Here is a 20,048-nt window from a genome sequence, read left to right as displayed (position 1 = left end):
GCAGGGCCTGCGCAATGTCCGAAACGGCACCACTTCTGGAAGCACGCGCCATCGGTAAATCCTTTCTCGGGATAACGGCGCTGGACGGCGTCGATTTTTCGCTCGGGCGCGGTGAAATTCACGCGCTTCTCGGCGAAAACGGCGCGGGGAAATCAACACTCATCAAGATACTGACCGGCGTTTACCACCGCGACAGCGGCTCCATCTTTCTGGAAGGTAGCGAGATATCGCCCACCAATGTCGGCGAAGCGCAGGCCCTCGGTATCGGCACCGTCTATCAGGAAGTAAACCTTCTCGAAAATCTGACTGTTGCCGAAAACCTCTTTCTCGGCCGCCAACCGCATCGCTTCGGGCTCATTGACAGAGCCTCGATGCAGAGACAATCGCAGGCGCTGCTGTCCCAATACGGGCTTTCGATCGACGTCAACGCCCTGCTTTCCAGCTATTCCGTGGCTATCCGCCAGATCATCGCCATTGCCCGCGCCGTCGATCTTTCCGGCAAGGTGCTGGTGCTGGACGAGCCGACCGCCAGCCTCGATGCCCATGAGGTCGAGATGCTGTTCGGCGTGCTGCGAAAATTGCGCGCCCGCGGCATCGGCATCGTCATCATCACCCACTTCCTCAATCAGGTCTACGATATCGCCGACCGGGTGACGGTTCTGCGCAACGGTCGCCTCGTTGGCACGCGCGACATCGGCAACCTGCCGAGGTCCGAACTCATTGCGATGATGCTTGGTCGCGAGCTTCAGCACATCACCCACGAGCATCAGGCCACTGACGACACGGTTGCCGAGGGCGAACCGCCGATCCGTTTCGAGGGGTACGGCAAACGCGGCAGCATCGCCCCCTTCGACCTCGGCATTCGGTCGGGAGAGATCGTCGGCGTCGCCGGTCTTTTGGGGTCGGGACGAACGGAAACGGCTTTCCTGCTGTTCGGCATCGACAAGCCCGATACCGGCAAGGCCACGATAGACGGAAAGACCATCGCTCTTTCTTCGCCTGAAGCCGCAATCACGGCCGGGTTCGGTTTCTGCCCGGAGGAGCGCAAGACTGACGGTATCATCGGCGACTTTTCCGTGACCGACAATATTGCTCTGGCTCTCCAGGCCCGCCAGGGGTGGGCGCGACCGCTTTCGCGCCGGCAGAAGGCGGAACTGGCCGAAAGCTTCATCAAATCGCTGGACATCCGCCCGGCCGATCCTGACCGGCCGATAAAATTCCTGTCCGGCGGCAACCAGCAGAAAGCCATTCTGGCGCGCTGGCTTGCAACCCATCCCCGTCTTCTGATCCTCGATGAGCCGACCCGTGGTATCGATATCGGCGCCCATGCGGAAATCCTCAAAATGATCGAAAAACTCTGCACCGAGGGCATGTCGCTCGTCGTCATCTCGTCCGAACTGGAAGAACTGACCGCCGTTGCCCACCGGGTCGTCGTGCTGTCCGACCGCCGGCATGTCAGCGAATTGAAGGGCGGCGAGGTGACGGCCGACAACATCATGCGGGCAATTGCGGATGCGGCCAGAACGGAGGCGGCATGATGGTGGCTGTGACAAGGCGCCTGAAAAGGCTTGCTCCCCAATTGATCGCTCTCTTCGTCATTCTGACAGCGATTACAATCGTTTCGCCGGGCTTCCTGCATGTTTCGTTCCAAAACGGCAGGCTTTACGGCAGTCTGATGGATATTCTCGTGCGTGCCGCACCCGTGGCGCTCCTGACCATTGGCATGACGCTGGTGATCGCCACCAAAGGCATCGATCTTTCGATCGGTGCTGTTATCGCCATTTGTGGCGCGGTGGCTGCAACACTCATCAGCAACGGCCATTCCATCCCAACCGTCATCGCCATCTCGCTTGCTGTCGGCATTGCCTGCGGCCTGTGGAACGGGGTGCTGGTCGCCCTTCTCGACATCCAGCCGATTATCGCCACGCTGATCCTGATGGTGGCGGGGCGCGGCATCGCCCAGCTCATCACCGAAGGTGTCATTCTCACCTTCAACGACGACAGCTTTTCGGCCATCGGCTCCGGCTCCTTCGCAGGCATTCCCCTGCCCGTCATCATCTGGGTGGCGGCGGCGCTGGTAATCGGCCTTCTGGTGCGCAAGAGCGCGCTCGGCTTTCTGATTGAGGCAACCGGCATCAATCGCCGCGCGGCGGCACTTGCCGGTGTGCGGGCACGGTTCCTGCTGTTTTTCGTATACGCCGTTTCCGGTCTCTGCGCGGCCATCGCCGGGATGATCGTGACCGCCGACATTCGCGGCGCGGATGCCAACAATGCCGGGCTGTGGCTGGAACTGGACGCCATATTGGCGGTGGTGATCGGTGGTACATCGCTGAATGGCGGCCGCTTCTCCATCACCGCATCGCTGATCGGCGCGCTCATCATCCAGACCATCAATACCGGCATTCTGGTCTCCGGTTTCCCGCCGGAATTCAACCTCATCATCAAGGCTGGCATCATCATGGTGGTGCTCACGCTGCAATCGCCGGCAATCATGGCGGTTCTGGGCTTTGTCAAAACGCCAAAGCCACACGCAAAACCGGCCACGGCTAACGGAATGACCAAGGAAGGTGCCGCGCGATGATCCACAGCCGCAATCTTCCGTTCCTCACCACACTGACGATCTTCCTTATCGCCTATCTTCTGTGCGTGCTGCAATATCCGGCGATCCTGTCGACACGGGTGATCGGCAATCTATTGACCGACAATGCCTTTCTCGGCATCGCTGCCGTTGGCATGACTTTCGTGATCCTGTCGGGTGGCATCGATCTGTCCATCGGCTCCGTCATCGCCTTCACCAGCGTTTTCGTGGCTGTCATGGTCGGCACCTATAATATTCACCCGCTGCTGGCCTTCGCCATCGTGCTCGTGATCTCAACGCTGTTCGGCTGCTTGATGGGGGCGATGATACGCTTCCTGTCGATCCCGCCATTCGTGGTGACGTTGGCGGGTATGTTCCTGGCGCGTGGCGCGGCCTATCTGATCTCGACGCAATCCGTGCCGATCTCGCATCCCTTCGTCGATGCGATACAGGGATTTTATTTCCGCTTTCCCGGCGGCGGCAGGCTGACAGCACTTGCTATTGTCATGCTTCTCGTCTTTGCCGCCGGCATGCTGATTGCCAGCCGCACCCGCTTCGGCGCGAATGTCTACGCACTTGGCGGTAACCCGCAATCGGCCGAACTGATGGGGGTGCCGATCGGTACAACGACAATCGGCATCTACGCACTTTCCGGGTTCCTGTCCGGCCTCGCCGGCATCGTCTACACGCTCTACACCTCGTCGGGTTATTCCTTGGCGACGGTGGGCGTGGAGCTGGACGCTATTGCAGCTGTTGTCATTGGCGGAACGCTTCTGACGGGTGGAATGGGGCTGGTGGCGGGAACCTTCGTCGGACTGCTGATCCAGGGGTTGATCCAGACCTACATCGTTTTTGACGGAACCCTGTCATCCTGGTGGACCAAAATCGTTATTGGCGTGCTGCTTTTTGTCTTCATCGTGTTGCAGCGCGCAATCATCTGGTATTCAAACAGGAGACTGGCCGGACCACATCCGGCATAACCAACACGGAGGCTTTATTGGGGCTGCTCGAAACGACGATAAGCGGGCGAAAACGCCGGAACAGCCACGCGCATGTGGTCTCCGAACTCGGCAGCGCCATCGTCTCGGGCAGGATTGCGGAAGGATCCCTGCTGCCTAACGATGCCGAACTGTCTCTCCGTTTCGGGGTCTCGCGCACCGTGTTGCGCGAGACGATGAAGACGCTGGCGGCCAAGCGGCTGGTCGAACCCAAGGCAAAGGTCGGCACCCGCGTTCTCGACCGTTCGAGCTGGAACTTCTTTGACCCGGATGTGCTGGGCTGGCGCTGCGAGGCCGGAATAGACCAGGAATTCGTGACACATCTGGCGGAAATCCGCCTCGCGCTCGAACCGGCGGCAGCGGCAGCTGCCGCGCTTCAGGCATCGAATGACGATATCGTTTCCCTTTATGTGATTGCCGCCAAATTCGACAATCCGCAGCATACGCCGGAAACCATCGCCAAGGTCGACCTCGAATTCCACCTCGCCGTGGCGCACATGTCCGGCAATCCCTTCATGCGTTCGGCAAGCGGGCTGATCGAGGCCGCCCTTGCGATCTCATTCCAGCTTTCATCCCCGGCCTCGTCGCCCGGAACCATCGCCGAGATCGCCGCAAACCATCTGCGGATCGTGCACGCCATCGCCGCCCGTGATGCGGACGCCGCCGTGAAAGCCATGCGCCATGTAATCGAGGTCGGCAAGGACCGGACGCGAAAGGCAATCAAGACGCCTTGAAGGCGAAAAGCCTATCGACATCCCTTCTGTCACCCCGGGCCTGATGCCAGCATGACGGAGGCGGGGTTTGCTTTTCATCATAAAATTCGGGCCCGCACGGATGCGGGCCCTTTTTCTTCCGGCAACTATCTTACCCCTGCGACGCTTCAATCTGCGGCACCACGCCACGGCGCGATGCCATGAGCGATGCGCCGAGGAGTGCTGCAATGCTGACGAAAACGAAGACCATGGTCGCACCCTGAAGGTCGATCAGCAGTCCGCCCAGAACAGCGCCGCTGGAAATGGCTATCTGGAAGGTGGTGAGCAGCAACGCGCCCGCACTTTCGGCCTCGTCTGAGGCGACGCGGGTGATGAAGCTCTGTACGCTGACAGGAAGCGCACCGAAGGCGAAACCCCAGGAGGCAATGGCAAAGCCAGCGACAACGGGAGATGCACCGGCAATCACCAGCACGGAAGCGGATGCGGCAATCAGGGTGGCAGCAAACGTCACGGCCCATGCCGTGTTTTTCTCGGCGAGGAAGCCGCCGAAGAGATTACCGAAAAAACCGCCCACGCCGTAAGCCAGAAGAACGAGCGAGATCGCTTCGACGCCAAGCTGCGGCACGTCTTCGAGGAAGGGGCGAACATAGGTGAAGCCGGCGAAGTGACCCGCAACGATGAATAGCGTCGTCAGAAGGCCGATCCTGACCTGCGGGCGCTGCAATAGCCGGAACATGGTGGACAGGCCGGGCGCACCGGCCGGCGGCAGCGAGGGAACGGTGAGCAACTGCACGACAAGTGCGATGACACCCAGCACGCCGGCGACGACAAAGGCCGCACGCCAGCCAAGCGTCGCGCCGATCCACGCTCCGACAGGGGCTGCGCAAACGGTGGCAACCGAAACGCCGGTTAGGATGATGGCCATGGCGCGCGGCATCTTATCCAGCGGAACAAGCCTTAGCGCCAGCGCCGCCGACATGGCCCAAAAGCCGCCAAGGCCGATGCCGAGCAAAACGCGCGATGTGAACAGCATGAAAAGACCGTTGGCAAAAGCGGCCAATGTGCTGGAAATGATCAGCAACGTCGTGAGGCCAAGCAGGGTCCACCGACGATCAATGCTGCGCGTGCCGATGACGACGCCGGGACCGGCAACCGCTGCGACCAGTGCCGTGACGGTGATGGATTGGCCGGCAATGCCGGAGCTGATGGAGAGATCGGTCGACAGTGGCGTCAGAAGGCTGACCGGCAGGAATTCCGCCGTTACCAGCCCGAAGACACCGAGCGAAAGCGAAACCACCGCCGCCCACTTCGCATCCGGCTCTTGTCTGTGTGGCGCATATTCAAGTTCGTTGATTGTTCGGTTATTCATGAAAATCTCCTGATGCGCAGTCTGGGAACGAGCCCTGAAACGGAATGGCAAAACGATGAAGCCGGTGGGAGCCCGGTGCGTCGCCTCACAAATCGATGGTCGTAAGCTACGCGTGACAGCTCGGCGTTTCCATGCTAAAAAATCCGCATTCCTTAACCAAACGTCCGAATTTGTGAGTTGCCATGAATGATGCATTGACGGAAATGCTGCGTGGTCTGCGGCTTGACGGCGTGGAATATGGCCGCTGCCGCATGGCAACGCCCTGGGCGACGGCCTTTCCCGAGCAGGAGGCGGCGCGGTTTCATTTTATTGGCGTGGGCCAGGCAAAATTACGCAAACCTTCCGGAGAATGGCTGACGCTTACGTGCGGCGATGCAGTGCTTCTTCCCCGTGGCCACGCCCATGTGCTGGGCAGCGGCGAGGATGTAACACCTGCCCTCTTCGACCGGTTCGGTAAAAAGGAAGTATGTCAGGGCATTTTCGACATGGAATGTGCCGGTGCCGGCGGCGACACGGTAGCCTTTACCGCCTCGATGCGTTTCAACATGGATAATCTGCATCCGCTTTTGCAACTGATGCCGGATGTGATGCTGACCAGCGATCTCGCCAAAAGCGATCCGGCCATTCCGCATCTCCTGGAAGCCATGGCGCGCGAAGTGGAACTGAACCGTGTTGGTGCCGGTGGCATTCTGGCGCGGCTTGCCGATGTCTTGACGGCAACACTGATCCGCACATGGGTAGAATATGGTTGCGGCGATTCCAGCGGCTGGCTTGCCGCCGTGCGCAATCCCGAACTCGGACGGGTGCTTGCAGCGATCCACCTTACCCCCGAGAAAGACTGGAGCGTGGAAGAGCTTGCCTCCCTGATGGGTGCATCCCGCTCGAGTTTTGCAGAACGCTTCACCCGTGTGGTGGGTGAAAGCCCAGCCCGTTATGTCGTTCGCATACGCATGCATCAGGCGCGACTGTGGCTGCGCGAGGGTATGCGTGTCACGTTGGCGGCGGAAAAGCTCGGCTACGATTCCGAGGCATCCTTCAGCCGCGCCTTCAAACGCGTGATCGGCGCGCCGCCCAGCCAGTTCCGCAGGAAGGACACCTCTGGTCTGGAAGATGCGGCATAGAGCGCATCTTAGAGCACGTCCGGCTTAAACAGAATCTTTGGACGCGCTCTATCTCTTTGTTTTTACGAATTTTCTGGACGTAAAACCGCTACGCACTTTTACTGGAAATGCTCTAATGGAAATTGCGGGAAATGACCTTTATCCTCTCCACCTCATCTCCATCCTGGGTCGCAGGCGGTGGGCGTTTCCTGATGTTGCGATGATCGTCCGGCGGAATACCGTGGTGGAACTCGTCGCCGCGCCCATGCGGCAGAGGAAAGGGGTGGTTGCGCTCACCCACGCTTGCCAGCGCCTCTGACAGATCGGTCAGCCGGTGTGCGACCAGATGCACCACCTCGCCTTCCCGTTGGATCTTGCCGTAAATGCCGACCATACCGGCGGAAAGCACCACGCGCCGGTATTTTTCGAAGGTCTTTACCCACAGAACCGCATTGGCAATACCCGTCTCATCCTCCAGAGTCATGAAGATCACTCCCTTTGCCGAGCCTGGGCGCTGGCGCACCAGAACCAGCCCCGCCGTTTCCAGCCACGTGCCATCACGGACGCGCACCGCCTCCGCGCAGCTGACGATGCGCCGGCGGGAAAGATCGCGCCGCAGGAAGGACATGGGGTGTTCGCGCAGGGTCAGCCCCACATGGCCATAATCCTGCACCACCTCGCCGCCATCAGTCATGGGCCGCAGCGCGACGGAGGGTTCGGAAAGCTCATCCACCACAGCGTTTTCCCGGCTGGCAGCGGCAGCAAAAAGCGGCAACGGCTCATCCCGCAACGCCTTGATGGCCCACAGCGCCTCGCGTCTGGAAAGCGACAGCGAGGGCAGAAAGGCATCGGCTTCGGCGAGACAGACTAGGGCAGCGGTGGGAACACCTGCCCTCCGCCAGAGATCGTCCACGGAAACGAAATCGCGATCCTGACGGCAGGCGACGATTTTTGCTGCATGATCGTTGGAAAGCCCCTTCACCATGCGCAGGCCAAGCCGCACGGCGTAGCGCTCTTTACCATTCGCATTCTTCTTGCCCGTGGGCTCCAGCGTGCAATCAAACCGGCTATTGTTCACGCAAACCGGGCGCACCTCCACGCCATGATCGCGCGCATCACGCACAATCTGCGCCGGGGCGTAAAAACCCATTGGCTGCGAATTGAGAAGCGCCGTACAGAAAATATCGGGATAATGGCATTTCAGCCATGAGGAGGCATAGGCGATCAGCGCGAAGGAGGCCGCATGGCTTTCTGGAAAACCATAACTGCCGAACCCTTCCAGCTGCTTGAAGATGCGTTCGGCGAATTCTTGCTCATAACCACGATCCACCATGCCATCGATCATATCCTGGCGGAATTTGGAGATGGTGCCGACATTCTTGAAGGTCGCCATGGCGCGACGCAACTGATCCGCCTTACCAGGTGAAAAACCGGCGCATTCGATGGCGACGCGCATCGCCTGCTCCTGAAACAGCGGTACACCCAGCGTTTTGCCCAGCACGCCTCTCAGTTCCTCTTTGGGATAATGTTCTTCTTCTTTTTTGTCACGGCGACGAAGATAGGGGTGCACCATGTCGCCCTGAATGGGACCGGGACGAACGATGGCGACCTGAATGACGAGATCGTAAAATATCTTTGGCTTCAACCGCGGCAGCATGGACATCTGCGCCCGGCTTTCAATCTGGAAGGTACCCAGCGTGTCGGCTTTCTGGATCATGGCATAGGTGGGGTCATCATCCTGTGGGACAGTGGCGAGATCGTATTTAACGCCCGTGCGCTCCTCCAGCATGTTGAAACCGCGTCTCATGCAGGAGAGCATGCCGAGCGCCAGGCAATCCATCTTCATGAATTTGACGATATCTATGTCATCTTTGTCCCATTCGATGATCTGCCGGTCGTCCATGGCGGCGGGTTCGATCGGCACCAACTCGTCCAGCCGGTCATGGGTCAGAACGAAGCCGCCCGGATGCTGGCTGTGATGGCGCGGCGTGCCGACAAGCTGGTTGGCCAGCTCGAAGGCGAGCTTCAGGCGGCGGTCCTCCATATTGAGGTTCAGTTCCTGCACCTGCTTTTCGCCCACCCCTTCGCTCCAGCGCCAGACCTGCGAGGACAGAAGTTTGGTCAAATCTTCCGGCAGGCCCAGAACCTTGCCGACATCGCGCAGCGCCCCGCGCCCGCGATAACGGGTGACGACCGAGCACAGCGCGGCCTTGTCGCGACCATAAGTGTTATAAACCCACTGGATGACCTCCTCGCGCCTTTGATGCTCAAAATCCACGTCGATATCAGGCGGCTCGCGCCGTTCTTCCGAAACGAAACGTTCGAACAGGAGATCAACCTTGAGAGGATCGATGGCGGTGATGCCGAGCACATAACATACCACCGAATTGGCGGCTGAGCCGCGCCCCTGACAGAGAATATTTTCCCCCCGTGCAAATTGGACGATGGCATTTACCGTCAGAAAATAGGGTGCATATTCCAGCCTGCCGATAAGCCCCAACTCATGATGCAGCGCCTTTTCCACCTTCTCCGGCAGACCATCCGGATAACGCCCCGGCGCCGCTTCCCAGACGAGCTTTTCCAACGCCTGTTGCGCCGTCAGCCCCGGCAGGCTGCGCTCTTCAGGATATTGATAGACCAGCTCCTTCAGCGAAAAGGTGCAACGCTTCGCGATTTCGAGGCTGCGTGCCAGTGCTTCCGGGTAGCGGGCAAACAGCCGGTGCATTTCCTGAGGCGGCTTCATATAGCGGTCGGCATGCCGCTCGCGCCGGAAACCCGCCTCGTCAATGGTGCAATTGTGCCGGATGCAGGTAACGACATCCTGCAGCATGCGACGCTCGGGCACATGAAACAGCACGTCATTGGTAACAACAGTCGGCACATCAGCGGCTGCAGCCATATTCGACAATTCGAAAAGCCGCATCTGGTCGTTGGGTCGTCTTCGCAGGCTCAGCGCCATATAGGCCCGGTCAGCAAAAGTAGCTTTCAACCGGCGCAGGCGAAGCGCGCAGAGATCGTCAGCCAGATCGGCGAGCAGCACCACGATAAGGCCTTCGCCATAAGCTACGAGATCGTCCCATGTGAGCCGACACTTACCCTTGCCACACCTCTTCTTGCCGACGGAAAGCAGCCGACAAAGCCGCCCGTAAGCCGGGCGATCCATGGGATAGACAAGCACGGAAAGATCGTCATCCAGATCGAGCCGGCAGCCGATGACGAGCCGGATGCCATGATTATCGGCCGCTTCATAAGCGCGGGGAATGGCCGCAAGGCTATTGCGATCGACGATGCCGAGTGCCTCGATACCGAGATTTTTTGCCTGTTCGAACAGTTCATCACAGGAACTTGCACCGCGCAGGAAGGAGAAATGCGTGGTCACCTGAAGCTCGGCATAGCGCGGCGTGCTCATGCGAAGACCCCATGGATGAACCAGCCCTGTGAGCCCGTCTCGGTATGTTCGCCATCACCTGAGCGGAAAATCCAGAAGCGCTCGCCGCTTTCGTTTTCGACAGTGAAATAATCGCGCACGGCGGCCTTTTCGCGGTCGCGTTTCCACCATTCGCCAAACACCCGTTCCGGCCCATCAGCGCGCCGCACATTATGGCGCACGCCTTTCCAGATGAAATAACGCGGCGGATGATCCGGAAGCAGCGCCAGAGTTTCGATGGGTTCCGGCCTTGCAAAAAGCCTGACCGGGCGCGGCCAGTGGCAAGGCCAGCCGAGCGTATCCTCAGGTGCCAGCGCCGCAACGCTGGCAAGAGAACGTTCCGGCACGTCGCTTGCCACCGCCACATAACGATAGACCCTGTGGCCACGATTGAGGATGACATCGACCGTATCGGCGATTTCCGCACGCCCTTCCTCCAGAAGCGAGGACCGGGCCTGCGCGGCGATAAGCGGCTCGGCATGGGTGGCGGTCAGCACCATCATCTCGATGCCGAAACCGGGATCGATGGTATCGATACGGTCGGTCAGAAGCCGGACAAGCTGTTTGACATCACGCACCGGTCTGGAGGTGCCGGCCCGCACGGCCTGCAAGCCGCTATCCACCCGGTGCAGCACAAGATCGACGCGACGTGCGCCAAGGCCGCGCTTTTCCAGCGAGACGCAAAGCTCAGCAACCAGCTTTTGCACATAGCGGGCAATTGTCTCCGCCGCCGCGATCGGCTCGGGAAAGGCGCGGCGCACCTCCACCAGTTCGGCAATGCGCACCGGCTCGATAGGTTCGCCAGTCTCGCCGAAAGCCTGGGTGAGCCGCCTGACCACTTCAGGGCCGAAACGCAGGGTCAGCGGCGCCCGTGGAGCCTCGGCAAGTTCGCCTATGGTGCGAAAACCGAGCACCTTCAATCCGGAAACGATACGCTCCTCCAGCCTGAGCGCCGCCAGCGGCAGCCCGCTGATCGCCGCCTGCTGCCCGCCCGGCGATACGATGCTGATCTCCTCACGGCCAAACCGGGCAAGCGCATGGGCCGCCCCCCAGCTATCGGCAATGGCAGCGCGGGCGGCGAAGCCTGCGGTATGCAGGCGGTTCACCATGCCGCTCAACATCAGCGTCTCATTGCCGTGCAGATGGTCCGCACCTGCCGTATCCAGCACCAGCCCATCAGGCGGATCTGCGGCGACGATCGGGGCATAGATACGCAGGAAATGAAAAGCGAGTTGTTGCAGGGCGCGGGCATCCGCCGCCGCATCCATATCCTCGACAACGAGACCCGGCACCAAAGCCTGCGCCTTGCTGACGGGTGTGCCGGGCCTGATGCCCGCCGCCTTTGCTGCCTTGTTCAGCGCCAGCACCGGGCGGCGGCTGCCCTGACGGCCGATCATGACCAGCGGCTTTTCAACCGGCGGCGCGTTCTGCCCCGAAAGACGCTGGTAGCGATCCGTCGACCATGTCGGCAGGTAAAGCGAGACGACCCTTTGCATCACAGGCTTCCACTTCAAATGCAGCGCTTTCGCCGCCGCGACATCGCAAAAGTTCCAGAAACCAGCGTGGCCTGCCGACCCCCGGCACCGGCAGGGGCGAAGATGGCCGGACAGAGACACGCCAGCGGGTGACAGCGGCCGTCGGCTCGCCAAACAACGCCGCATCGGCCGGGCGCCGGAAGCGGCGGATGGCGATGCCGGTGACACCAGAGGTTTCCGCCGCCAGTTGCAACCGTCGCGAGGCATTCATCGGCAACTTCGCAAGCTCGCCCATCACGGCGCCAAAACCGTTGCAGCGCAAGCCTTCCTCGAAACAGTCGAGCACGCCTTTCTCATCGCGGCATTCGACGATGATGACCCGGTTCTGCGACAGGCCCGCCTGCGTCAATCCCGGCATGAACAGATCCCTGCGGGTGACACACCATAAGACCTTGCCGGACAGCCTTGCTGCCACACCGGCCGCAAAAAGCGCCGCTGCCGCACCATCGGCGGCGCCATTGCCGCCGCCGCTCACCTCATGCAGGCACCCGAGCTTCAGCCCGCCTCCAGGCAAATGGTGATCGATGGCATCCACGCCAAAAGGCAAGGCCTCGTGCAGGCGGTGAGGACCGCCACCGATCCTTTCCAGCCTTTCACGCAGCTCTTCGACAACGAGCAACTGTTCCGCGCGCTTTTGCATGGCATGACAGGTTTCAATTCCGGTTTTTCAGTTCTATTGTTCCTGTTTTGTTCTTATTTCAGCAAAGAGTCAAGCAATGCTGTGCGGCTCTTCAACAGGTTTGCGCGGGAAGAGAGGGATTATGGCCTTGCGGCCATGTGTACCACCGTTAAAACGGATTATCCGGTCGGCCTCTCTCTTTTTGCGGATAATTGACGCGCCGGACATCAGGGTTTGGAGGAAACCGCCGATGATCGCCAGCATTCTGATTGCCGTGGTTGCGGCCATCCATGTTTACATCACCATTCTGGAAATGCTGCTGTGGGAAAAGCCGGCCGGCCGCAGGGCCTTCAGCCTCTCTGCGGATTTTGCGCGACAGACGAAGGTGCTTGCCGCCAATCAGGGGCTTTACAATGGTTTTCTGGCAGCCGGATTGATCTATGGGCTCACGCAGGGCGATGAAGGACTGAGTTTCAAGGTCTTCTTCCTCACCTGCGTCCTGATAGCCGGCATTTTCGGCGCCATTACCGCCAATATGAAAATCCTGTTCATTCAGGCTTTGCCGGCATTGTTTGCGCTCGGCTTCCTCTGGATCGGAGTATGAACCTATGACCGCATGGAACGATCTCCGCGCAAAAGACGCCCTCAACCGCATATTTATGGCGGCAGTGGCGAGTGCCGATCCCGCAAAGGTGCTGCAACATCATCTTCCTTCCCCGCCCAAGGGCAGGTGCGTGGTGGTCGGCGCGGGCAAGGCCTCGGCTGCCATGGCCGCAGCGCTTGATAAGGCCTGGGCGGATGTTAACCTCTCCGGTATCGTCGTAACCCGTTACGGTCATGCCGTTCCGGCCGGGCGCATCGAAATCATCGAGGCCTCCCATCCCGTGCCCGACGACATGAGTGCTGAAGCGGCAAGACGCATTCTTGCCGCCGTTGAAGGGCTGACCGCAGACGACATGGTGATCGCGCTAATTTCCGGCGGCGGTTCGGCACTGATGGTCGAACCTGCCGAAGGCATGACGCTTGCGGACAAGATGGCCGTCAACCGCGCACTTCTTGCCAGCGGTGCGACGATTTCCGAGATGAATGCCGTGCGCAAGCACCTCTCCCGCATCAAAGGCGGGCGACTTGCGCTGGCCGCCAAACCAGCCAGAGTGGTTTCGCTGTTGATTTCAGACGTACCGGGCGACGATCCCTCCGAAATCGCTTCCGGCCCCACGGTTGCCGATCCGAGCGATATCAACAATGTGCGGGAAATCGTCTCCCGTTATGCGCTCGATCTTCCCGAGAATGTGCGCAAAGTGCTGGAAAAGGGCGAGGAAACGCCGAAGGCAGGCGATATAGAAGAGGACATCAGGCTGATCGCGACACCCTCGCTCGCCCTACAGGCGGCGGCGGACGAGGCGGTGAAGCTTGGCCTTACGCCGCTCATCCTCGGGGATTCGCTGGAGGGCGAGTCAAAGGATGTCGGCGCGGTGATGGCGGGTATCGCCCTCTCCGCCAGCCGCAAGGGCCTGCCAGTCAAAGGCCCGGCCGTGCTGCTTTCCGGCGGAGAAACCACGGTAACGATCGGCAAAGGGCTGGCCGGCAAGGGTGGGCGCAACACGGAATTTCTGCTGAGCCTTGCGCTGACGCTGAAGGGTGCAGGCGGTATCTGGGCCATCGCCGGCGATAGCGACGGCATAGACGGCGTTGAGGATGCGGCAGGCGCACTGGTGACGCCGGATACGCTTGCGCGTATGCGCAACGCCGGTGCCGATCCGCGCCAGTCGCTGGTGGGACACGACAGCTACACCGCCTTCAAGGCGGTTGGCGACCTTGTCGTCACCGGTCCGACGCTGACGAATGTGAATGATATCAGGGCGATTTTGATCGGGTGAAAGCGGGAGAGCTCGAGCCTGTTATGGCCCTGCGGTGCGCATCGTTGAAGGTGGCTGTTTTGACTATACCGTCGGACAGGTATAATCTGGTGGCCTGTCTTTTGGAGCCTCAGCCATGCGTTTTGGAGTGCTCGTAATTGGTCTAGCCCTGGCCCTGATCCCCACCTTGGCGGATGCCCACAATTGCAAATGCCGAAATCGCGGTGTCATGTTCGAACTCGGCCAGACATCCTGCCTGAGGGTCGATGGCGGCTCCTATCTCGCGCGCTGCGAAATGAAACTCAACGTCTCGTCCTGGACGAAAATACAGGACGGTTGCCCCGTGACGGAAAGGGCGCTGCAGCAGATGACACACGTAAATTGATCACGTCTTCAGGTGTGTCGTGAGGGGAAAGCAGGCAGAGATACGCCGAGAGCTTGCCCCCTCATCCGGCCCTTCTCCCCCCGCAGGGAGAAGAAATACGCCGCGACGCCATGTCGATCTTACAGCTTCACCCAGCCGCCATTCTTCTTGCCGGATTCGATGCAGGCGGTGACAAAAGCGACGCCTTTGACACCGTCATCGACGGTCGGATAGGTGACCGCCTTGTCTAGCTTCGAACCGGTGCGGCGGGCTTCGATGGCGTGGGCCGCTTCGGTATAGATGGTCGCGAAGGCTTCGAGATATCCTTCCGGATGGCCCGAGGGAATGCGCGTGACGCGTGCGGCCGCGGCACCGGCGCCAGCACCGCCGCGGGTGATGAGTTGTTTCGGCTCGCCAAGCTTCGTGAACCAGAGATAGTTCGGATCAGCCTGCGTCCACTCGATGCCTGCCTTGTCGCCGTAAACGCGGACCTTCAGCCCGTTTTCATGCCCGACAGCCACCTGGCTGCACCAAAGCAGGCCTTTGGCTGGTTGCTTGCCGTCCTTCGGTTTGAAGCGCAGCATCACATGCGCATTGTCGTCCAGACGGCGACCCTCCACGAAGGTATGTACATCCGCTGCCAGTTCATCGGCTTCCAGACCGGAAATGAAGCAGCCGAGATTATAGGCATGGGTGCCGATATCCCCTGTGGAGCCGCCGACACCGGATTGCGCCGGATCGGTGCGCCAGACGGCCTGTTTCGCACCGGTCTGCTCCAACGGCTCAGCCAGCCAATCCTGGGGATATTCCATCTGCACCAGACGGATGTTCCCGAGCGCACCGGTTTCCACCAGTTCACGCGCATGCCGCACCATAGGATAACCGGTGTAGTTATGGGTGAGGATGAACAGCGCGTCCGCCTTGTCCGCCACGTCCTTCAGCTTTTTGGCATCCTCCAGATTGGAGGTCAGCGGCTTGTCGCAGATGACATGGATGCCGCGTTCCAGAAACGCCTTCGCCGCAGGATAATGTACGTGGTTGGGCGTGACGATCGCTACCGCCTCGATACCATCCTCGCGAAGCGCTTCCTTCTCGGCCATTTCTTCGAATGACCCATAGCAACGCTCTGGAGCAAGCCCGAGTTCGCGGCCGGAGGCGAGGGATTTTTCCGGTGTCGAGGACAAGGCCCCGGCCACGAGATCGAAGCGGTTGTCGAGCCGCGCGGCCATGCGGTGAACGCCGCCGATAAATGCACCCGAACCGCCACCCACCATGCCCAGGCGAATCCGCGTGTTCGCCTTGTCGGTTGTCTTTCCTTCAATAGCCATAATGTCTCCTCGGCATTTTCTAAGCGCATTCCCACACGGAAAACGGCTTCACACTTTTCCTGGAAATGCTTTTAAAGCCCAAGCATGCGCCGGTTGGCTGCATCATCGGTGCCGGCAGATGCGAAATCATCAAAGGCTTTTTCCGTGACGCGGATGATATGGTGCTTGACGAACTCGGCCCCTTCCCGGGCACCGTCTTCAGGATGTTTCAGCGCGCATTCCCATTCAACCACTGCCCATCCGTCGAAATCATTGGCAGCCATTTTCGAAAAGACCGCACCGAAATCCACCTGCCCGTCACCCAGCGAGCGGAAGCGGCCCGCACGGTTGACCCAACCCTGATAACCGCCATACACGCCCTGGCGGCCGGTCGGATTGAACTCAGCGTCCTTGACATGGAACATCTTGATGCGGTCTTTGTAGATGTCGATATTGTCAAGATAATCAAGGCATTGCAGCACGTAGTGCGACGGGTCGTAGAGCATGTTGGCGCGCTTGTGGTTCTTCACACGCTCCAGGAACATCTCGAAAGTCACGCCATCATGCAGATCTTCGCCGGGATGGATTTCGTAGCAGACATCCACGCCCTGCTCATCGGCGTAATCGAGGATCGGCGTCCAGCGTCTTGCCAGCTCGTCAAAGGCGGTTTCCACCAGACCGGCCGGGCGCTGCGGCCACGGATAGATGAAGGGCCAGGCAAGAGCGCCCGAAAAGGTCGCATGTGCGTTGATGCCGAGATTTCTCGAAGCCCTCAAGGCAAGCTTCACCTGCTCCACCGCCCATTGCTGGCGAGCCTTCGGATTGCCGCGCACTTCAGGTGCTGCAAAACCATCGAAGGCCTCGTCATAGGCGGGGTGAACGGCTACCAGCTGGCCCTGCAAATGGGTGGAAAGCTCGGTTACCTCGACGCCGTTCTGGCGGGCGACACCCGCAAATTCATCGCAATAATCCTTGGATTCCGCAGCCTTTTTCAGATCGATCAACTGCCCGGCCCAGGTGGGAACCTGCACGCCGGCATAACCCTTTTCTGCCGCCCATTTGGTAATGCCGTCCCATGTATTGAAAGGCGCAGCATCACCGGCAAACTGACCGAGAAAAAGACCCGGTCCCTTGATCGTTTTCATAAAAATCTCCTCCTGTATCGATACAGTTCAGCGGTAAAACCGCTTTGGCTCCCAATTTGCCAAGCTAACCGCTCATAATTTTCAGACAAGCCCCAAATGCCGGGGAGCGAGAGAATTTCGTTATTCCACTAAAAAACGAAACACGTCTAAAGCGCCAGACCGCTTGCCCTGTCGAACACATGTACACGCTCGTGATGCACGGTGGCGGCAAAGGGGGTGTTGACCTTGACCAGTTGCTCGCCATCCACCACCGCCGTAACCTGATCGCCCGCCAGTTCGAAGACCACATGCGTCTGCGCGCCTGTCGGCTCGACCAACACCGTCCTGCCGGACAGCGAAATATCGCCGCCGACGGTCGAACCTATATGTTCCGGTCTCAACCCAATCATCACCGACTGGCCGCGCTTGACATTTCTTGAGGCGGCAATGCGGATCGCCGTCCCGTCCTTCAGCCGGGCGGCAGGTTGATCGCCCTCGCCGTCGACCACGCCTTCGATGAGGTTCATGGCCGGCGAGCCGATGAAGGCGGCAACGAAAAGATTGGCAGGTGTCTTGTAAAGTTCGAGCGGCGTGCCCTGCTGCTCGATACGGCCGTGATTGAGCACCACCACCCGGTCGGCCAGCGTCATTGCCTCGATCTGATCATGGGTGACGTAGATGGAGGTCGTACCTACTTTCTGATGCAGAGCCTTGATTTCGCTACGCATCTGCACGCGCAGCTTGGCATCCAGATTGGACAGCGGCTCATCGAACAGGAAGACGGCCGGGTTGCGCACCACGGCGCGGCCCATGGCGACGCGCTGGCGCTGGCCACCAGAAAGCTGCGAGGGCTTGCGGTCCAGAAGCTTGCCGAGATCGAGCATGCGTGCGGCTTCCGCCACGCGCTCATCGATGACGTTTTTCGGCTGCCCGGCAAGCTTCAGGTTGAAGCCCATGTTTTCGGCGACCGTCATATGCGGATAAAGCGCATAGGATTGGAATACCATGGCGATATTGCGCTCGCGCGGCGTCATGGAATTGACGACGGTACCGCCAATGAGGATATCCCCATCGGTGATTTCCTCCAGCCCGGCGATCATGCGCAGCAGGGTAGATTTGCCGCAGCCCGAAGGCCCGACCAGCGCAATGAATTCGCCATCGGTTATATCGAGCGAGATGCCGTGAATGACATCGAGCGAGGCATAGGACTTGCGGATATCCCTAAGTTCGACGGAAGCCATGGTTTGCTCCTTTCAAGTCACGATTTGACGGCACCGGCCGTCAGGCCCGCGATGATGTGTTTCTGTGCGAGGAAGAAGACGATGACGGTCGGCAGGATCGTCAGCGTGATGAAGGCGAGCACGAGCTGCCATTCCGTGCCGAATTCGCCGCGATAGACCATGATGCCGAGTGGCCAGGGATATTTCGATTCCGAGTTCAGCATGATCAGCGGCAGAATGTAGCTGTTCCAGCTGCCGACGAAGGAAACGATCCCAACCGTCGCCACGATGGGTCGTGAGAGCGGCATCGAAATGTGCCAGAAGAAGCGCAGATAGCCGCAACCATCCACGAAAGCGGCCTGAAACAATTCTTCCGGCAGATTGCGGAAGTAATTGCGAAACAGAAGGATGCTCATGCCGAGCCCGAAAGCCACCTGCGGCAGAACCACGCCCCAATAGGTATCGAGCAGACCGAGATCGCGGATGCGAATGAACAGCGGCAGGATGGCGGTCGCCGCCGGGAACATCAGTCCCAGCAGGAAGTAATTCAGCAGGAAAGACGAGCCGAAGAACTTCACATGCGCAAAGGTGAAGGCGGCCATGGCCGAGACGGTCAGCGTCAAAAAGACCGTCAACAGCGCAATCACCAGCGAATTGAATATCTGGAGCCAGTAGCGTTTGCCAAAGAGGATATCGCCGTAATTGGCCCATTGCCACTCGGCTGGCAGGCCGAACGGGTTGACGCGGAGATCCCCCAGCGTCTTGAAGCCGCCAAGCGCCGTCGTCAGAAGCGGGATGAGCACGATGGCCGCGATCAGGCTCAGCGATATATAAAGATAGAGCTTTGTTTGCAGCGGCATGCGGACGGAAGTGGATGGTTCAGTCATGGCGCATGAAAATCCTTTTGTAACCGAAGGCGAGCGTCACGCAGATAACGAAGAGAACGACACCCACCGCGCTGCCAAGCCCCACCTGCATGCGCATGACGCCGTAGGTGTAGAGAAAGGTGACCATGGTTTGCGTGGAGTTGGACGGACCGCCGCCGGTGAGCGGCATGATCATGTCGAACAGCTGTAGCGAGCCGATCACCGCAAAAAAGACGGACAGGCGCACCGTTGAGCCGAGCATCGGCAAGGTGACGTATCGAAACTTCTGCCAGCCGGAGGCGCCGTCGATTTCGGCAGCTTCCAGCACGTTCTTGTCGACGGATTGAAGGCCGGCGATGAACAACATCATGTGGAAACCGAAATACTTCCAGACGATGACGCCAAGCACGGCGTAGATCGCCACATCCTTGTCGGCCAGCACGTAAGGATTGGCGAAGCCGAAGAAATTGGAGATGGCAGCGAAAAGGCCGTAATCACCATCATAAACGAAGCGCCAGATCAGGCCGGCCGCGACATCCGCAAGGACATAGGGCAGGAAGAAAACCAGCCGAAAGGCAACGACGCCCGGAAGGCGGTGCGCCAGCATCATGGCAAGCCAGATCGCCAGCGGGATCTGGATCAGCACGGAAATCAGGATGATGAGGCCGTTATTGAGCAGAGCCTGAGAAAAGGCGGCATTGCCGAACAGGACCTGGAAATTCTTCAAGCCCACGAAATCGGTCGGCGTGCCGTAACCGTTCCAGCGGTAAAGGCTGTACCATGCCGCCTCGCCCATGGGCAGGATGACGAACAGGGTAAAGAGCAGCAATGCGGGCGGAAGGAAGACCAGCAGGGTCAGCGCACGGTCATGCGCGACCGAGCTTTGCTTGCGCTTCGTCTTCGACGCGCCGCGCGCCGGTATGGACGCAGAAGTCATGGAAATATCCGTCATCTCTATCCGCTTTCATT

Annotated in this window: 18 protein-coding genes; 8 read left to right on the top strand and 10 right to left on the bottom strand. The window is 59.7% G+C overall.

Annotation, left to right across the window (positions count from 1 at the left end; translation table 11 throughout):
- The first annotated feature begins 14 nt into the window (after window positions 1-14).
- Genes AC5SEO_RS03500 through AC5SEO_RS03485 form a run of 4 tightly spaced genes read left to right on the top strand, consistent with a single transcriptional unit; the run spans window position 15 to window position 4,310 of the window.
- Window positions 15-1,538: a sugar ABC transporter ATP-binding protein gene (locus AC5SEO_RS03500; RefSeq protein ID WP_174068801.1), complete on the top strand. Its 1,524-nt coding sequence runs from the start codon at window positions 15-17 to the stop codon at window positions 1,536-1,538.
- Window positions 1,538-2,581, top strand: a complete 1,044-nt coding sequence (locus AC5SEO_RS03495; protein ID WP_174068951.1) for an ABC transporter permease — start codon at window positions 1,538-1,540, stop codon at window positions 2,579-2,581. Before AC5SEO_RS03500 ends, AC5SEO_RS03495 begins: the two co-directional genes overlap by 1 nt.
- A complete protein-coding gene (yjfF, locus tag AC5SEO_RS03490; protein ID WP_174068802.1) occupies window positions 2,578-3,558 on the top strand; it encodes a galactofuranose ABC transporter, permease protein YjfF in 981 nt (326 codons plus the stop codon). Before AC5SEO_RS03495 ends, yjfF begins: the two co-directional genes overlap by 4 nt.
- Before the next feature lie 17 nt (window positions 3,559-3,575).
- Window positions 3,576-4,310, top strand: a complete 735-nt coding sequence (locus AC5SEO_RS03485; RefSeq protein ID WP_013761497.1) for a FadR/GntR family transcriptional regulator — start codon at window positions 3,576-3,578, stop codon at window positions 4,308-4,310.
- 130 nt (window positions 4,311-4,440) lie between these two features.
- Here AC5SEO_RS03485 and AC5SEO_RS03480 read toward each other — a convergent pair whose 3' ends face one another.
- The gene (locus AC5SEO_RS03480; RefSeq protein WP_019564605.1) at window positions 4,441-5,658 is read right to left on the bottom strand and encodes an MFS transporter; all 1,218 of its coding nucleotides are present in this window, start codon (window positions 5,656-5,658) and stop codon (window positions 4,441-4,443) included.
- 182 nt (window positions 5,659-5,840) lie between these two features.
- Here AC5SEO_RS03480 and AC5SEO_RS03475 point away from each other — a divergent pair, with 182 nt between their 5' ends.
- A complete protein-coding gene (locus AC5SEO_RS03475; RefSeq protein ID WP_013761499.1) occupies window positions 5,841-6,779 on the top strand; it encodes an AraC family transcriptional regulator in 939 nt (312 codons plus the stop codon).
- Window positions 6,780-6,891: 112 nt separating this feature from the next.
- On the opposite strand, the gene AC5SEO_RS03470 is transcribed toward AC5SEO_RS03475, so the two are convergent.
- The 4 genes from AC5SEO_RS03470 to AC5SEO_RS03455 all read right to left on the bottom strand — a co-directional run bounded on the left by AC5SEO_RS03470 (window position 6,892) and on the right by AC5SEO_RS03455 (window position 12,603).
- The gene (locus AC5SEO_RS03470) at window positions 6,892-10,167 is read right to left on the bottom strand and encodes an error-prone DNA polymerase (RefSeq protein WP_174068803.1); all 3,276 of its coding nucleotides are present in this window, start codon (window positions 10,165-10,167) and stop codon (window positions 6,892-6,894) included.
- Complete coding sequence (locus AC5SEO_RS03465) at window positions 10,164-11,681, bottom strand: Y-family DNA polymerase (protein WP_174068804.1); 1,518 nt, start codon at window positions 11,679-11,681, stop codon at window positions 10,164-10,166. The genes AC5SEO_RS03470 and AC5SEO_RS03465 overlap by 4 nt, the downstream gene beginning before the upstream one ends.
- The gene (locus tag AC5SEO_RS03460) at window positions 11,596-12,360 is read right to left on the bottom strand and encodes an ImuA family protein (protein WP_025595750.1); all 765 of its coding nucleotides are present in this window, start codon (window positions 12,358-12,360) and stop codon (window positions 11,596-11,598) included. The genes AC5SEO_RS03465 and AC5SEO_RS03460 overlap by 86 nt, the downstream gene beginning before the upstream one ends.
- A 69-nt stretch (window positions 12,361-12,429) precedes the next feature.
- A complete protein-coding gene (locus AC5SEO_RS03455; protein WP_162696083.1) occupies window positions 12,430-12,603 on the bottom strand; it encodes a hypothetical protein in 174 nt (57 codons plus the stop codon).
- Here AC5SEO_RS03455 and AC5SEO_RS03450 point away from each other — a divergent pair.
- From AC5SEO_RS03450 to AC5SEO_RS03440, 3 genes are all read left to right on the top strand, one after another.
- Entirely contained in the window at window positions 12,590-12,943 is a 354-nt protein-coding gene (locus tag AC5SEO_RS03450) for a DUF1304 domain-containing protein (RefSeq protein ID WP_112152924.1), read from the top strand. The genes AC5SEO_RS03455 and AC5SEO_RS03450 overlap by 14 nt on opposite strands.
- Window positions 12,944-12,947: 4 nt before the next feature.
- Window positions 12,948-14,219, top strand: coding sequence for a glycerate kinase type-2 family protein (locus tag AC5SEO_RS03445; RefSeq protein ID WP_112152925.1), 1,272 nt, complete (start codon window positions 12,948-12,950; stop codon window positions 14,217-14,219).
- Between the two features lie 115 nt (window positions 14,220-14,334).
- Window positions 14,335-14,583 carry a hypothetical protein gene (locus AC5SEO_RS03440; protein WP_111802572.1) on the top strand — a complete coding sequence of 83 codons (249 nt, stop codon included), beginning with the start codon at window positions 14,335-14,337 and terminating at the stop codon, window positions 14,581-14,583.
- Window positions 14,584-14,702: 119 nt separating this feature from the next.
- Here AC5SEO_RS03440 and AC5SEO_RS03435 read toward each other — a convergent pair whose 3' ends face one another.
- The 5 genes from AC5SEO_RS03435 to AC5SEO_RS03415 form a co-directional block, all read right to left on the bottom strand.
- Window positions 14,703-15,890 carry a Gfo/Idh/MocA family protein gene (locus AC5SEO_RS03435; RefSeq protein WP_111802573.1) on the bottom strand — a complete coding sequence of 396 codons (1,188 nt, stop codon included), beginning with the start codon at window positions 15,888-15,890 and terminating at the stop codon, window positions 14,703-14,705.
- A 71-nt stretch (window positions 15,891-15,961) separates the two neighbouring features.
- Window positions 15,962-17,014: a sugar phosphate isomerase/epimerase family protein gene (locus AC5SEO_RS03430; protein ID WP_112152927.1), complete on the bottom strand. Its 1,053-nt coding sequence runs from the start codon at window positions 17,012-17,014 to the stop codon at window positions 15,962-15,964.
- Between the two features lie 146 nt (window positions 17,015-17,160).
- Window positions 17,161-18,234: an ABC transporter ATP-binding protein gene (locus AC5SEO_RS03425; protein ID WP_174068806.1), complete on the bottom strand. Its 1,074-nt coding sequence runs from the start codon at window positions 18,232-18,234 to the stop codon at window positions 17,161-17,163.
- A gap of 17 nt (window positions 18,235-18,251) precedes the next feature.
- Entirely contained in the window at window positions 18,252-19,100 is an 849-nt protein-coding gene (locus AC5SEO_RS03420; protein ID WP_003510727.1) for a carbohydrate ABC transporter permease, read from the bottom strand.
- On the bottom strand, window positions 19,093-20,031 hold the full coding sequence (locus tag AC5SEO_RS03415; protein WP_003510729.1) for a carbohydrate ABC transporter permease: 939 nt from the start codon (window positions 20,029-20,031) through the stop codon (window positions 19,093-19,095). Before AC5SEO_RS03415 ends, AC5SEO_RS03420 begins: the two co-directional genes overlap by 8 nt.
- Window positions 20,032-20,048: the final 17 nt, after the last annotated feature.

Source organism: Agrobacterium sp. K11 (assembly GCF_059429395.1).
This window is presented reverse-complemented; position numbering and strand designations above follow the sequence as displayed.

Bases quoted from the DNA above. Each gene is read 5' to 3' on its own strand.
- AC5SEO_RS03500 (WP_174068801.1), top strand. From the start codon at position 15: ATGTCCGAAACGGCACCACTTCTGGAAGCACGCGCCATCGGTAAATCC.
- AC5SEO_RS03430 (WP_112152927.1), bottom strand. From the start codon at position 17,014: ATGAAAACGATCAAGGGACCGGGTCTTTTTCTCGGTCAGTTTGCCGGT.
- AC5SEO_RS03415 (WP_003510729.1), bottom strand. From the start codon at position 20,031: ATGACGGATATTTCCATGACTTCTGCGTCCATACCGGCGCGCGGCGCG.
- AC5SEO_RS03435 (WP_111802573.1), bottom strand. From the start codon at position 15,890: ATGGCTATTGAAGGAAAGACAACCGACAAGGCGAACACGCGGATTCGC.
- AC5SEO_RS03475 (WP_013761499.1), top strand. From the start codon at position 5,841: ATGAATGATGCATTGACGGAAATGCTGCGTGGTCTGCGGCTTGACGGC.
- yjfF (WP_174068802.1), top strand. From the start codon at position 2,578: ATGATCCACAGCCGCAATCTTCCGTTCCTCACCACACTGACGATCTTC.
- AC5SEO_RS03495 (WP_174068951.1), top strand. From the start codon at position 1,538: ATGGTGGCTGTGACAAGGCGCCTGAAAAGGCTTGCTCCCCAATTGATC.
- AC5SEO_RS03450 (WP_112152924.1), top strand. From the start codon at position 12,590: ATGATCGCCAGCATTCTGATTGCCGTGGTTGCGGCCATCCATGTTTAC.
- AC5SEO_RS03420 (WP_003510727.1), bottom strand. From the start codon at position 19,100: ATGACTGAACCATCCACTTCCGTCCGCATGCCGCTGCAAACAAAGCTC.
- AC5SEO_RS03425 (WP_174068806.1), bottom strand. From the start codon at position 18,234: ATGGCTTCCGTCGAACTTAGGGATATCCGCAAGTCCTATGCCTCGCTC.
- AC5SEO_RS03470 (WP_174068803.1), bottom strand. From the start codon at position 10,167: ATGAGCACGCCGCGCTATGCCGAGCTTCAGGTGACCACGCATTTCTCC.
- AC5SEO_RS03455 (WP_162696083.1), bottom strand. From the start codon at position 12,603: ATGCTGGCGATCATCGGCGGTTTCCTCCAAACCCTGATGTCCGGCGCG.
- AC5SEO_RS03465 (WP_174068804.1), bottom strand. From the start codon at position 11,681: ATGCAAAGGGTCGTCTCGCTTTACCTGCCGACATGGTCGACGGATCGC.
- AC5SEO_RS03460 (WP_025595750.1), bottom strand. From the start codon at position 12,360: ATGCAAAAGCGCGCGGAACAGTTGCTCGTTGTCGAAGAGCTGCGTGAA.
- AC5SEO_RS03440 (WP_111802572.1), top strand. From the start codon at position 14,335: ATGCGTTTTGGAGTGCTCGTAATTGGTCTAGCCCTGGCCCTGATCCCC.
- AC5SEO_RS03480 (WP_019564605.1), bottom strand. From the start codon at position 5,658: ATGAATAACCGAACAATCAACGAACTTGAATATGCGCCACACAGACAA.
- AC5SEO_RS03445 (WP_112152925.1), top strand. From the start codon at position 12,948: ATGACCGCATGGAACGATCTCCGCGCAAAAGACGCCCTCAACCGCATA.